The sequence below is a fragment of the Archangium minus genome (genome assembly GCF_044360475.1).
In the GTDB taxonomy this organism is placed as follows: domain Bacteria; phylum Myxococcota; class Myxococcia; order Myxococcales; family Myxococcaceae; genus Archangium; species Archangium minus.
This window is the reverse complement of record NZ_CP043494.1, coordinates 2,211,083-2,223,429: the sequence shown is the minus strand read 5'-3', so window position 1 is coordinate 2,223,429 and position 12,347 is coordinate 2,211,083. Positions and strand designations below refer to the sequence as shown.

The 12,347-nt window shown below is 69.1% G+C and carries 12 protein-coding genes; 4 read left to right on the top strand and 8 right to left on the bottom strand.

Annotated features, from left to right (window positions below):
- Positions 1–3: 3 nt before the first annotated feature.
- The gene (gene dtd, locus F0U60_RS09075; protein WP_395816696.1) at positions 4–471 is read left to right on the top strand and encodes a D-aminoacyl-tRNA deacylase; all 468 of its coding nucleotides are present in this window, start codon (positions 4–6) and stop codon (positions 469–471) included.
- Here dtd and F0U60_RS09070 read toward each other — a convergent pair.
- Both F0U60_RS09070 and F0U60_RS09065 read right to left on the bottom strand, forming a co-directional pair.
- Positions 455–1,291, bottom strand: coding sequence for a hypothetical protein (locus F0U60_RS09070; RefSeq protein ID WP_395816694.1), 837 nt, complete (start codon positions 1,289–1,291; stop codon positions 455–457). The two genes, dtd and F0U60_RS09070, sit on opposite strands and share 17 nt — an antisense overlap.
- A gap of 25 nt (positions 1,292–1,316) precedes the next feature.
- Entirely contained in the window at positions 1,317–1,778 is a 462-nt protein-coding gene (locus tag F0U60_RS09065) for a PTS sugar transporter subunit IIA (protein WP_395816691.1), read from the bottom strand.
- Positions 1,779–1,939: 161 nt separating this feature from the next.
- Between F0U60_RS09065 and nagZ the strand changes: the two genes are divergently transcribed.
- Positions 1,940–3,700 (top strand): beta-N-acetylhexosaminidase, encoded by a 1,761-nt coding sequence (gene nagZ / locus F0U60_RS09060; RefSeq protein ID WP_395816689.1) that lies wholly within the window; start codon positions 1,940–1,942, stop codon positions 3,698–3,700.
- A gap of 3 nt (positions 3,701–3,703) precedes the next feature.
- Here nagZ and hpf read toward each other — a convergent pair whose 3' ends face one another.
- A complete protein-coding gene (gene hpf, locus F0U60_RS09055) occupies positions 3,704–4,354 on the bottom strand; it encodes a ribosome hibernation-promoting factor, HPF/YfiA family (RefSeq protein WP_395816686.1) in 651 nt (216 codons plus the stop codon).
- A 230-nt stretch (positions 4,355–4,584) separates the two neighbouring features.
- Positions 4,585–6,045: an ATP-binding protein gene (locus F0U60_RS09050; protein ID WP_395816683.1), complete on the bottom strand. Its 1,461-nt coding sequence runs from the start codon at positions 6,043–6,045 to the stop codon at positions 4,585–4,587.
- A 284-nt stretch (positions 6,046–6,329) separates the two neighbouring features.
- On the opposite strand from F0U60_RS09050, the gene F0U60_RS09045 reads away from it, so the two are divergent.
- The gene (locus F0U60_RS09045; RefSeq protein WP_395816680.1) at positions 6,330–9,215 is read left to right on the top strand and encodes a PAS domain S-box protein; all 2,886 of its coding nucleotides are present in this window, start codon (positions 6,330–6,332) and stop codon (positions 9,213–9,215) included.
- Entirely contained in the window at positions 9,212–9,448 is a 237-nt protein-coding gene (locus tag F0U60_RS09040; protein ID WP_395825139.1) for a pentapeptide repeat-containing protein, read from the top strand. The genes F0U60_RS09045 and F0U60_RS09040 overlap by 4 nt, the downstream gene beginning before the upstream one ends.
- Before the next feature lie 48 nt (positions 9,449–9,496).
- Here F0U60_RS09040 and F0U60_RS09035 read toward each other — a convergent pair whose 3' ends face one another.
- The 4 genes from F0U60_RS09035 to F0U60_RS09020 all read right to left on the bottom strand — a co-directional run bounded on the left by F0U60_RS09035 (position 9,497) and on the right by F0U60_RS09020 (position 12,255).
- On the bottom strand, positions 9,497–9,766 hold the full coding sequence (locus F0U60_RS09035) for a GlsB/YeaQ/YmgE family stress response membrane protein (RefSeq protein ID WP_395816678.1): 270 nt from the start codon (positions 9,764–9,766) through the stop codon (positions 9,497–9,499).
- Between the two features lie 96 nt (positions 9,767–9,862).
- On the bottom strand, positions 9,863–10,570 hold the full coding sequence (rpiA, locus tag F0U60_RS09030) for a ribose-5-phosphate isomerase RpiA (protein WP_395816676.1): 708 nt from the start codon (positions 10,568–10,570) through the stop codon (positions 9,863–9,865).
- A 15-nt stretch (positions 10,571–10,585) separates the two neighbouring features.
- The gene (gene tal / locus F0U60_RS09025) at positions 10,586–11,683 is read right to left on the bottom strand and encodes a transaldolase (protein WP_395816672.1); all 1,098 of its coding nucleotides are present in this window, start codon (positions 11,681–11,683) and stop codon (positions 10,586–10,588) included.
- A gap of 170 nt (positions 11,684–11,853) precedes the next feature.
- Positions 11,854–12,255, bottom strand: coding sequence for a VOC family protein (locus F0U60_RS09020; RefSeq protein WP_395816669.1), 402 nt, complete (start codon positions 12,253–12,255; stop codon positions 11,854–11,856).
- Positions 12,256–12,347: the final 92 nt, after the last annotated feature.

The following is a 12,347-nucleotide window of genomic DNA, read 5'->3' as shown; positions in this document are numbered from 1 at the left end:
GCAATGAAGGCAGTGGTGCAGCGGGTGCTCGAGGCCTCCGTCACCGTGCAGGGCGAGCGTGTCAGTCAGATGGGACCCGGGCTGCTGGTGCTGCTGGGCGTCGGCAAGGGCGACACCGAGGCCGATGTGACGTGGATGGTGGAGAAGCTCGCCACCCTGCGCATCTTCGAGGACGCCGCGGGCAAGATGAACCTGTCGCTGGAGGACACCTCCCGGCAGCTCATCGTCGTGAGCCAGTTCACCCTCTATGGAGACGCGCGCAAGGGCCGGCGCCCCAGCTTCATCGACGCCATGGAGCCCGTGGGCGCCAAGGCCCTCTACGAGCGCGTCTGCGACGCCCTGCGCGCCCGCGGCCTCACGGTGGGCACCGGCGTCTTCGCCGCGGACATGAAGGTGGCGCTCGTCAACGACGGCCCCGTCACCCTCCTCCTGGAGAGCCCTGGGGCCGCGACCCCTACCGCTGGGCGCTGACCACCCGAATCACCAGGCCAGCCCCCTCGTGAGCCGCCTGGCGCACATGCGACGTCAGCACTCCGAGCGCCTGTACCCACGAGGACGCCCGTGGACCCAGTCCGGAGAAGGCCGCCGATAGCGCCGGGGGCTGGGACACCTGGCCCAGCCAGTACGCCAGCACCTGCTCCAGCTCCGGCAACTCCACCGGCGCGAGCCGCGCCTTCTCACGCTCCAGCAGCCGCCGCAGCTTGCGCTCCAGGTGGACGTTCCAGTCCGCCACCGTGCGCGCCGGCCGCCAGGCCCAGTCCGCGAAGGCGTATTGCTCGCGTGGGACGTACTCGCCTCGCCCCAGGGTGGAGACGACGCGGTCTGGCGGGAAGGACGGAAAGGGCTCCCACTGGCCGCCCAGCAGCGAGGCCAGGCCCAGGTCCGGCCCCGGGTGCAGCCGGAAGCCCTCGCGCCGCCCGTGCGAGGCCCGTGCATCCCCGTAGGGATAGGTGGGATCCTCCAGCATCAGCGACAGGTGCAGCGCTTCGTCCCAGTCGCCCGCGTAGCCCTGCCGCGGGCTCACCACGGCCCAGCCCTCCGGGCCTGGTGCCCAGGGCAGGAAGAGCAGCCGCTCCACCAGTTCCGCCCAGGGCTCCTGCTCCACCCCACTCAACCCACCGCCCTGGTGAGAGGAGAGCAGCCGCTCGCAGCGCAACCGGGTTTCAGCGTCCGCGAGCTGTTCCCGCAGCGACACCAGCGCATGGACCGAGTCGCTCATCGCGAGCGACAGGAAGGGCATCACCTGTTCATGGAAGAACCGGTCGTCGACCGGCCGAAGGACCAGTTCCATCCCTCGTAGCCTACCATGCGACCGATCAGGGCCGGGCGTCTTCCTGAACGATAAGGGCGTGGATGTCCGCGGCCGTGGGCGCCTCGAGGATGGAGGCGCGGAAACGCGGATTCTTGAAGAGCCGGGAGATGCGCGCCAGCGCCTTGAGGTGGACGCCGGCGCTGTTCTCCGGGGCCACCAGGGCGAAGAAGAGGTGCGTGGGCTTGCCGTCGATGGCCTCGAAGTCCACCCCCTGGCGCGACACGCCGAAGGCGGCCACCAGCTGCGTCAGCCCGGCCAGCTTCCCGTGGGGAATGGCCACGCCCTCGCCAATGCCGGTGGAGCCCAGCTTCTCGCGTTCGCGCAGCACCTCCACCAGGCGCTCCTCCTTCAAGGAGGGATGAGCCCGAGCGAACGCGCCGCTCATCTCGCGCAATATCTCCTGTTTGTCACGGGCTTGGAGGTCCGCGATGACGGCTTCGGGGCTGAGGAACTCGGAGATTCGCAAGCTGGCGCTCCCAACGCAGTGGCGCTCCTCTGCGGGCAATTACTCCTGGCCCTCGTTTCGCGCAAGGGTCGCCTGCCCTCCCTGTCCTCCTTCGGGCTTCATCAACTTCGTTGGCCGGAAGATGGAGGGGTCGGGAGGGCTCGCTTAGGCTGCCCGGTAACGTGTTCCCCCGGCTCCTGCGCGCACTCACTGTCCCGCTCGTCCTCTGCTTCGGGGCTTGCGCCACCACCGAGGGGCAGCCCGAGGCACCCCGGCCGCACACCCAGCCGGCCCCGCTGCTCCCGGCCCCGGGTGAGGCGGACCCCAGCCCGGCCGCTCCCCCAGCCTCTTCGGTGGACCCGGCGCTCCAGGCCCGAGTGGAGGGCCTCATGGCCCGCCTGTCCCTGGAGGACAAGGTGGGCCAGTTGATGATGGTGGGCTTCGCCGGCACGAAAGTGGATGGCTCCGTGGAGGAGCTGGTGCGGGGCCGCCGGGTGGGCGGGGTGTGCCTCTTCAAGCGCAACATCGAGGACAGCGAGCAGGTGGCCCGGCTCAACGACGGCCTGCGCCGGCTGCTGGCCGACGGCATCCCCCCCTTCCTCGCCTTGGATCAAGAGGGCGGCAACGTGGTCCGGGTGAGAGACGGCGTGGTGGTGCTGCCGGGCAACATGGCGCTGGGGGCCACCCGCTCGACGGAGCTGGCCTACGCGGCGGGTCACGCCCAGGGGGAGGACCTGAAGCGGCTGGGCTTCAACATGAACCTGGCCCCGGTGCTGGACGTCAACCTCAACCCGCGCAACCCCGTCATCGGCATCCGCTCCTATGGGGACTCGGTGCCGCTCGTGTCGGAGCTGGGGCGCGCCTTCGTCCGCGGCCAGCAGGACGCGGGGCTCGTCACCGTGGCCAAGCACTTCCCGGGCCATGGGTCCACGGACGCCGACAGCCACAAGTCCCTGCCCGTCATGAGCGAGTCCCGCGAGGAGGTGCTCGCACAAATGGAGCCCTTCCGCGTCGTCATCCAGGACGGGCTGGACGGGCTGATGACGGCCCACGTGGCGGTGCCTGGCCTCACCGGGGACGACCTGCCGGCCACCGTCCACCCCGAGGTGCTCGGCGAGCTGCTGCGCCAGCGGCTCGGCTTCGATGGGCTGGTGCTCACCGACGAGCTGGAGATGGACGCCATCGCCCAGCGCTACGGCGTGGGCCGAGCCGCGGTGATGGCGGTGAACGCCGGGGCGGACATGGTGCTCGTCCCCTGGCGGGCGGAGAAGAAGAAGGAGGTGTACGAAGCGCTGAGGGCCGCCGCCTGGAGCGAGGACATTCCGAGGGCGCGACTGGACGACGCAGTGCGCCGCATCCTCACCGCCAAGGTGCGCCGTGGCCTCTTCGAGCCACTCCCCCCGCTGGAGGAGCGCCTGGCCACCCCACCCTCTCCAGAGCACGAGGAGGTGGCCCACCGCATCGCCCGCGCCGCCGTCACCCTGCTGCGCGCGGACGGCAAGCACTTCCCCCTCTCCCAGGAGACGCGCCTGGGCGTCATCACCGCGGAAGACTCCCTGGGCGAGGCCATCCGCGCCCGCGTGCCCGAGGCCCAGGTGATGAACGTGCCCGCCTACCCCTCCCGTGCTCGCCGCGCCGTGCTGCGGCAACGGGCTCGCCGGCTGGCGCTCGCCTCGGACGTGGTGGTGGTGGGGATGATCAACTCGCGCCAGCTCGAGCTCGTCACCATGGCTGCCGCCACGGGTCGCCCGGTGCTGGTGGTGTCCATGGGCCTGCCCTACCTCGCCGAACAAGCCGACGAGGCTCGGGCCGTGCTGGCCGTCTACTCCTACCAGCCTGCCGCCACCGAGGCCGCCGCAGCCGCCCTCTTCGGGGAGATCGGCACACCGGGCCGGCTCCCCGTGGGGCTCAATGGACTCGCCGTCGGTGACAGCGCGCGCTGAACCTCAGCCCGCGTTGGGCGGGGCGTGCACGCCGATGAGGCCGAACTGCCCATCCTCCTTGCGCCGGTACACCACGCAGACCTCGTGCGTGGTGGTGTGCTGGAAGACGTAGAAGTCCTGGTTCAGCAGGTTCATCTGCATCACCGCCTCGTCCACCGCCATGGGCTTCACGGTGATCTCCGAGGTGCGCACGATGCGGTGCGCGGGCTGCTCGGGCGCCGCGGCCGCCGGAGCGCTCGGTGCGGGCTGCTGTGCGGCGGGAGCCTCGGCGGCCTCCTCCTGGAACTCCTCGGGCAGCTCAAACACCTTGTGGCGCACCTTGAGGTTGTTCACCAGCTCCTGCCGGTGGTGCACCCGCTCGCGTCCGTGGTGGTTCTTGATCTTCTCCTTGTACTTGCGGAGCTGCGCTTCGATCTTGTCCATCGCGAGATCGATGGACGCGTACATGTCCGCGCTCTTCTCCCTGCCGCGCAGCACCCAGGAGCCGGAGTGGATGGTGATCTCCGCGTGGTGCAGGTGCCGCTCGAGCGACAGCACCACGTGGGCCTCCCCGGCTCTATCCAGGTACTTGTTCACCCGCTCGACCTTCTCCTTCGCGTACTCCTTGAGGGAATCGGACGAGCCAAACTGGCGGAAGGTGATGTTGAGCTGCATGCGTGACTGCCTCCCATTGGGGCTGGGGTGAAACGACCTGAGCTCCGTGACAGATCAGAAACGTTCCGAGGACACGAAAGCAACCCACCCACCGCAAAGGACGGCTGATCGCACTCCACTCAACAGGCGGTGTCGTCTTGACTTTCCAGCACGGCTGCACTCCCGACACGGACAGTGCGGGCAACCAGGCGCCCTGGGAATGAGCGCGAGGGCCGCGTTGTCATCCAAAATCACAGCGACAGCTCGACCACGAAGGCCGTGCCCTTGCCTCCGGGCCCCGGCTCCACGTGCACGCGGCCCCGATGGCCCTCGACGATCTGCCGCACGATGAAGAGGCCCAGCCCCAGGCCTCCAGCGCGCGCCCCGCCACGTACCTGCTCGAAGCGCGCGAAGATGCGCTCGCGATCGGCCTCGGGGATGCCTGGCCCCTCATCCTGCACCACCAGCCGCGCCCCCTCGGAGGTCCGCTCCAGCCGCACCTCCACCGGATGGCCTCCTCCGTAGCGCAGCGCATTGGACAGCAGGTTCATCAGCACCTGCTCAAGCCGGAGCCGATCGAAGCGCCCCACCAGCGACGGTTCGATGTGCGAGGAGAGGGACACTCCTGCCAGCCGCGCCTCGTCCCCCGTACGAGCCACCATCTCGGACACCAGCGCCGAGAGGTCCCCGGTGGAGAAGAGGAAATCCAGCTTGCCATGCTGGATGCGGCTGACATCCAACAGGTTGTCCACCAGCAGCCCCAGGCGCCGCAAGGACCGGTCGATGGCCTCCAATCGCGCCTGCACCTTGGGAGACTCCAGCGGCAGGGAGGCCTTCTCCGTCTCCAACCGCCGCAGCAGCTGCGTCTGCAGCGACAGGCCCGTGAGCGGCGTCTTGAGCTCGTGACTGGCGAGCGACAAGAAGTCGTCGCGTACACGCACCGCCTCCTGCAGCGCCAGCTCCGTCTCCTTCAGCTGGGTGATGTCGAGGATGGCGCCCCGCACCACCAGGGGCTGCCCCTCGGCATCACGCAGCACGCGCGCGCGGCTGGTCAGCCAGTGCCAGGTGCCATCCGGCCACCGGGTACGAAAGGTGGAGGTATAGGACTTCACATCACTGGAGAAGATGCCCGAGACCTGCGCCTCCACCTCCGGGCGATCTTCCGGGTGCAGCGCAGCCAGGAACTTCTCGTGCGTCCACTCCAGCAACGGCTCGGGGTAGCCATAGAGCCGGTCATGCCCCTCGGAGCGGAACACCACGCCGGTGACCAGGTTCGTCTCCCAGACAGCCATCTCCGCGGAGTCGAGCGCCACCTGAAAGCGCTCGCCCAACAGCCGGAAGCGCTTCTCCGTCTGCTCCATCAGCGCCGCGGCCTCCTCGCGCTGGGTGATGTCGGTGGCGAGCACCCACAGCTCCTCCTGCACGGGGATGACCGACACCTCCAGCCACACGCGCGGCGGCAACGAGGCCAGGAAGCGCGAGGGTCTGCGCGCCTGGAGTGCCGCCAGCAACCGCTCCTGCAACGTCCTGCCCACCAACGCCGGCACTGCCGTCCAGGGCGACTGGCCTCGCAGCCGCTCGGCGTCCACACCGAGCAGCGACACCGCCCGCTCGTTGCACTCGAGCACCCGCCCCCGCGCATCCAGCGAGAAGAAGGCCTCGTTCATGTGCGCAAACAACAACCGCAAACGCTCATCGGGAGACGCACGCACCCTCTAACGGTCGATGGCTCGGGCCACTCCGTCAAGACCGGGTGAAGAGAGCGCACGGACCCTCCGGGCACTCGCATCCGGACAGGGGCTCGTCTCGGCAAGGGGATGCCCACAAAGCCCGCGCCGCGGCCACGGGAAGCGCACTCGCGGAGCATATGTTCCGAGGGAGCGAACACTGCGAGTCGCGATTGCGGTGATAATGGGGCCGGCCCGCTTCCCCCCTCACCCGAGGCTGGAGGGAGGCGAGCCGTGAGCATCCGATGAGACCTTCTGAAGAGCCCTTCATGCACGCTCTGCCAACTCCGGCACGAGACACGCTTCGCTTACGTGCGCTCCTGGCGGATACCCGATGGCTCGTTTGGGCGGTGGACGAGGTGGGGGGGATGCAGGAGCCTTCTTCCTCGTGGGCTGCCCTCACCGGCCAATCGCCCGAGCAGATGAAGGGCCAGGGATGGTTGGAGCCAATCCATCCCGAGGATCGGGGCAACCTGGAGCCGAGTGGATCCGCCTTCGAGACCGCCAGCACCACCGACGAGGAGCTCGCCTGCCGCGTGCGAGGGGCGGATGAGACGTGGCGCGAGGTGCGCGTGCGCCCGCTGCCCGTGAAGGATGATGCGGGACGACTCGTGGAATGGCTCCTGGTCGCCGAGGACGTCACCCGTCGGGACAGAGACAGACAGGAAAAGGCAGAGCAGGCGCTGCGCGAGAGCGAGGAGCGATTCCGGTCGCTCGTGCAGACCTCGACGGCGGCCGTCTGGACCACCGACGCCCAGGGCATCCCGATGGAGGACTCCCCCTCGTGGCGGGCCTTCACCGGCTACACACTCGACAAGTGGATGGACGGCACGGCTTGGATGGAGAGCATCCACCCCGAGGATCGCGTACGCGTGGAGGAAGTCTGGCGGAACTGCCTCGCCACGAAGACGCCCTACAACGTCGAAAGCCGCGTGTGGCACGCGAACGGGAGCTGGCGCTGGGTCCAGGCCCGTGCCGTGCCCGTGTTCAATCAAGACGGCACCGTGCGCGAGTGGGTGGGCACCACCACGGACATCTCCGAGCACAAGATCGCCGAGGAGGAGCGCAACATCCTGCTGGCGGAGCTCATGTCCAAGGAGCGGCTGCTCTCGGCCGTCCTGGAGCAGATGCCCTCGGGCTTCGTCCTGGCGGGGCCTCGCGGCGAGCTGACGTTCGCCAATGCCCAGGTGCAAACCCTCTCGGGTCATCCCCTCTTCGACCCGGAGAAGAAGCAGGACTCCGCCGCCTACCACTACCACCGCCTGGATGGCACCGAGTACTCGACCGAGGAGCTGCCCCTGGCGCGCAGCCTGCGCCATGGCGAGGTGGTGCGCGGTGAGGTCATCTGGCTGCACGCGAAGGACGGCAAGGACAGCCGCTTCATCAAGGTGAACTGCGCGCCCATCCGTGACGAGCGCAGCCAGACCATCGCCGCGGTGGCCATCCTCGACAACATCACCGAAGCCCGCCGGGCCGAGGAGCGCGCCGCACGCATGCAGTCAGTGACCTCGGCCCTCTCCCAGGCCCTCACTCCGGGCGACGTGGCCCGGACCATCCTCACCGAGGCGCTGGGTGGCATGGACGCCACCGCGGGGGCCGTCTACCGCCGGCGCGCGGATGGCCTGCTCGAGGTCCTCTATGACATGGGGTATCCCGAGAGCTACATCGGCCAGTTCCGCCTCGTCTCCCCCGACATGGATGCCCCTGTCCCCAACGCGATGCGCACAGGAAAGGAGAGCTGGTTGCTCTCCAACGCGGCCTTGTCCGAGCGCTATCCGGACGTCGCGGCAGCGCGCCCGGCGGTGGCTGACCACGCGGCCGTGACACTGCCCATGTGGGTGCACGACCAGCCCATCGGAGCGCTCGTGCTGAGCTTCAACGACGCACGCACCTGCGGCCCGGAGGAGATGCAGTTCCTGCGGATGCTCGCGCAACAGTGTGGTCAGGCCCTGGAGCGCGCGCGCCTGTACGAGGTGGCGGAGACGGAGCGCCAGCGCGCGGAGCAGGCCAGCCGCCTGAAGGACGACTTCCTCGGCGTGCTCTCCCACGAGCTGCGCACGCCGCTGACCGCCATCCTCGGCTGGACGCAGATCCTGCGCACGTGGGAGCTGGCGCCGGAGAAGCGCGAGCGCGCCCTGGAGACCATCGAACGCAACGCGCGGGCGCAGACCCAGCTCGTCGAGGACCTGCTGGACGTCAACCGCATCGTGAGCGGCAAGCTGCGGCTGGACGTGCGCCTCACCCCCCTGACGCGGGTCATCGAGAACGCGCTGGACGTGGTGCGCCCGGCCGCCGAGGCCAAGAGCCTCCATCTCCAGACCCGGCTGGATCCCCAGACAGCGCCCCTCCTGGTGGACCCGGACCGGCTGCAGCAGGTGGTGTGGAACCTCGTGTCCAACGCGGTGAAGTTCACCCCCCAGGGGGGGAACGTGACGGTGTCCCTCTCCCAGAGCGCATCGCACGCGGAGATCCAGGTGAGCGACACCGGTGATGGGCTCGCCGCGAACTTCCTGCCCCACCTCTTCGAGCGATTCCGCCAGGCGGACGCCTCCTCCACGCGCCGCTACGGCGGGCTGGGACTGGGGCTGTCCATCGTGCGCCACCTGGTGGAGCTGCACGGCGGCACGGTCGAGGCCCAGAGCGCTGGCAAGGGCCTGGGCGCCACCTTCATCGTCCGGTTGCCGCGGGTGGCTCCCCGTCCGGACGCGGCCGAGCCGGTGCGTGCGCCCCCCCCACCCGCACCGAGCCTCTCTGTCGACTACCCGCGGGAGCTTCGCGGACGCCACGTCCTGGTGGTCGACGACGATACGGACTCGCGCGAGCTGATCGCCACGATGCTGCAGGAGGGAGGGGCCCGGGTCTCCACCGCGGCCAGCGCGGCCCGGGCCCTCGAGCTCCTGAAGCAGGAGCCACCGGAGCTCCTCATCTCCGACATCGGCATGCCGGAGATGGACGGCTACGCGCTCATGCGGGAGGTCCGCGGCAGACCCTCTGAGCAGGGCGGGCGAGTGCCTTCCGTGGCACTCACCGCGTACGCCCGAGAAGAGGACCAGTATGCGGCCCGGGTCGCGGGCTTCAACTCGCACGTGGCCAAGCCCTTGGAGCCCTCGGAGCTGCTGCGGGTGGCCGCCTCGCTGTTACGCCGGAGTGACTGAGCCAGGACGCCTGCCTGTGCGAGGCCAACCTCGAGAATGCCGACCTGCGCGACGCCAGGCTCGAGGGCGCCAACTTCCGGGACGCCAACCTGGAGCGGGTTCAATTCGAGCGGGCCAACCTGACGAATGCCTGCTTCGACCACGCCAACCTGGAGCGCGCGACCTTCCACGAGGCGAACCTCTACCGGGTGAAGGGCCTCACGATGCCCGCCCCCGAGACGCCCCAGGAGTAAAAAGGCCGGGCGGCCCCCGTCCGTCACGGGACCGCCCGAGCCCTCGAATCATGTGGAGCGATATCTCGTGCGGTGGAGCGCACGAAGTAGCAAGAGCAGGACGCACGCTCCTACAAAGGCCACGATGATGGTGGAGACGATGCCACTTCCGGGCGCACCGACGCCAAGGGCGCGGAAGAGCCAGCCCCCCACAAACGCGCCGACAATACCGATGACGATGTCGCCGACGATACCGTAGCCGCCGCCCACCACCGCCGAGGCGAGCCAACCCGCGATGAGGCCGACGACAAGCCAGATGACGAGTGTTTCAATGGACATGAAGAACCCCCGAATTGGACTGACGAACAGGTAAGCACCCGTGCATCAGGGGCCGAGGGAACAGTCAGGCAGACAAGCGCCACGACGAGCGCCCGCTCAGGTGGGGCGACGGTGCTCCACGCCTCCTGGGCCCGCCACCACCAGCTCGGAGGTCAATCCAATGAACAGGCCATGCGCCACGATGCCGGCCCGCGCTTCCAACCGCGAGGCCAGCTCCTCCGGGCGCTCGATGGGACCAAAGGCACAATCGAGGATGAGATTGCCCTGATCCGTCCGGAAGAGCGCGCCGTCCCGTCCCTCCCGCCGGGTGATGCGCGCGCCCAGTTGCTCCAAGAAGAGCGCCTGCGAGCGCCAGCCGAAGGGCAACACCTCCACGGGCACCGGCCACTTCGTTCCCAGTCGGGGTGACAGCTTGCCCGCGTCCACCACGATGAGCACCCGCCGGCTCGCCTGGGCGACGATCTTCTCCCGCATCAACGCCCCGCCCCCGCCCTTGATGAGGCGCAGCTCCGGATCCACCTCGTCTGCCCCGTCGAGGGTGAGATCCAACACAGGATGCTCTTCCAGCGTGGTGAGGGGCACGCCCAACGCGCGCGCCAGCTGCTCTGTCTCCACCGAGGTAGGGACGCCCACCACGTCCGTCAGCCGTCCTTCACCACGCAGGGCGGCCAGCCGACGCACCACGAGGGCCGAGGTACTGCCCGAGCCAAGCCCCACCACCATGCCCGGCTGGATGGAGTCCACGGCACGCTCGGCGGCCAGTCGCTTGAAACGGACGACGTCACTCTCGGCGGGGTCGGACATGGAGGCCGGACCTCATCACACGCCGGGGTGCGCCGCCCCTACTTCCTCGCTCTTCTCGGCGATGCAGGCCATGAGGCTGTTCCAGGACTTCACGAAGGAGTCCGCGCCCTCACGCTGGAGCTGCGTGGCCAGGCCGTCCACGTCCACACCGGCGGTCTTGAACTCCTCCAGCACCTCGTCGCTCTCCCACTCCTCGCGCGTCAGCAACGGCCCCACCTGCCCGTGGTCCGCGAAGGCCAGCAGCGTGTGCTCCGGCATCGTGTTGATGGTGTCCGCGGCGGCGAGCGACTCCACGTAGAGGGTGTCCCGCGCGGTGGGATCCTTGGTGCCAGTGCTCGCCCACAGCAGCGTCTGCATCGAGGCGCCCTCGGACACCAGTCGACGGACGCGCGCACTCTCGCGCAGCTCACAGTAGGCCCGGTAGGTGCGCTCGCCCACCGCGATGCCCAGCCGGTTGCGCAGCGACTCGGGGACCTGGCCCTCCACGGCCTTGTCCCACCGGCTGATGAAGAGCGAGGCCACCGACGGCACCTCCGGCGACTCCCCTGCTTCCAGCCGCCGCTCGATGCCCTTCATGTACGCGTCCGCGGCCGCCAGGTACTGCTCCGTCGAGAAGAGGAGCGTCACGTTGATGGGCACCCCCGCGAAGGTGGCCTCTTCGATGGCACGCAGCCCCGTGGGCGTCCCGGGAATTTTGATGAAGAGGTTGGGCAGACCGGCCTCCGCGTGCAGCATGGTGGCCTGCTCCACGGTCAGCTCTGGCTGCTCGAAGGCCAGGAGCGGGGACACCTCCAGAGACACCCAGCCGTCCTGGCCCCGGGTACGCTGGTGGACGGGCAGGAAGAGGCCCGCCGCTCGCGAGAGGTCCTCCAAGGCCACCCGGAAGAAGAGCAGCTCGGGGCTCAAGCCGCCCGCCGCCTCCCTGGCAATGGAAGCGTCGTAGTCGCTGCTGCGGCGGATGGCGTGGTCGAAGAGGGTGGGGTTTGAGGTGAGCCCGGTGACGAACAGGTCGGTGATGTAGTGCTCCAACCGACCTGAGTCGAGCAACTCGCGGGTGATGCTATCCAGCCAGAGGCGCTGGCCGGCCTCGTGCAGAGCCTGGGTCGCAATCATGGCCCTGGCCTCCTTTCATGAGGCGCGGGCGAGCCGTGCCCCTGTCCTGGATTCACGCTATGCACTCCCTGCCGCGGGCGCGCGCGTCCGGACGGCCAGCCAGGCCCCCAGCGTACTGGCCGAGGTACCGTCACCCGCGATGAGCCGGCGGCGCTGCGAGGGAAGGACTTCTAGGCGGTGATGACGACCGATCCGGCCGAGCGTTTCGAGGGGCCGTGATGCACGGCCTCGATGTTGTTGCCGTCCGGGTCCAACACGAACGCCGCGAAGTAACCGGGATGGTAGTGCCGCTCACCAGGGCCACCGTTGTCGCGGCCACCCGCCGCGAGCGCCGCGGCGTGGAAGCGGTGCACCGTCTCCCGGTCCGGCGCCTGGAAGGCCAGGTGCACCCGCTGCGTGGGAGCGTCAGCGCGGCTGATGTAGAGCTCGTCGGCCCAGAACCAGTCGGCGCCCTCGCCGCCCAGCGGAATCCCAAAGACCGCCAGGACGCTCCGGTAGAAACGTTTGCTCGCCTCTACATCCCGGACGAGCAGGTGGACGTGATCGAACAGCCGGCCCCTGTGGAACTCCATATGCGCCTCCTTGGAAATGCTCGACGGAGGAAGCGTACTTCTGGCGCACAGGGCGCCGGCCTCCCATCTGTCACAACTGTCATGTGCTCTGC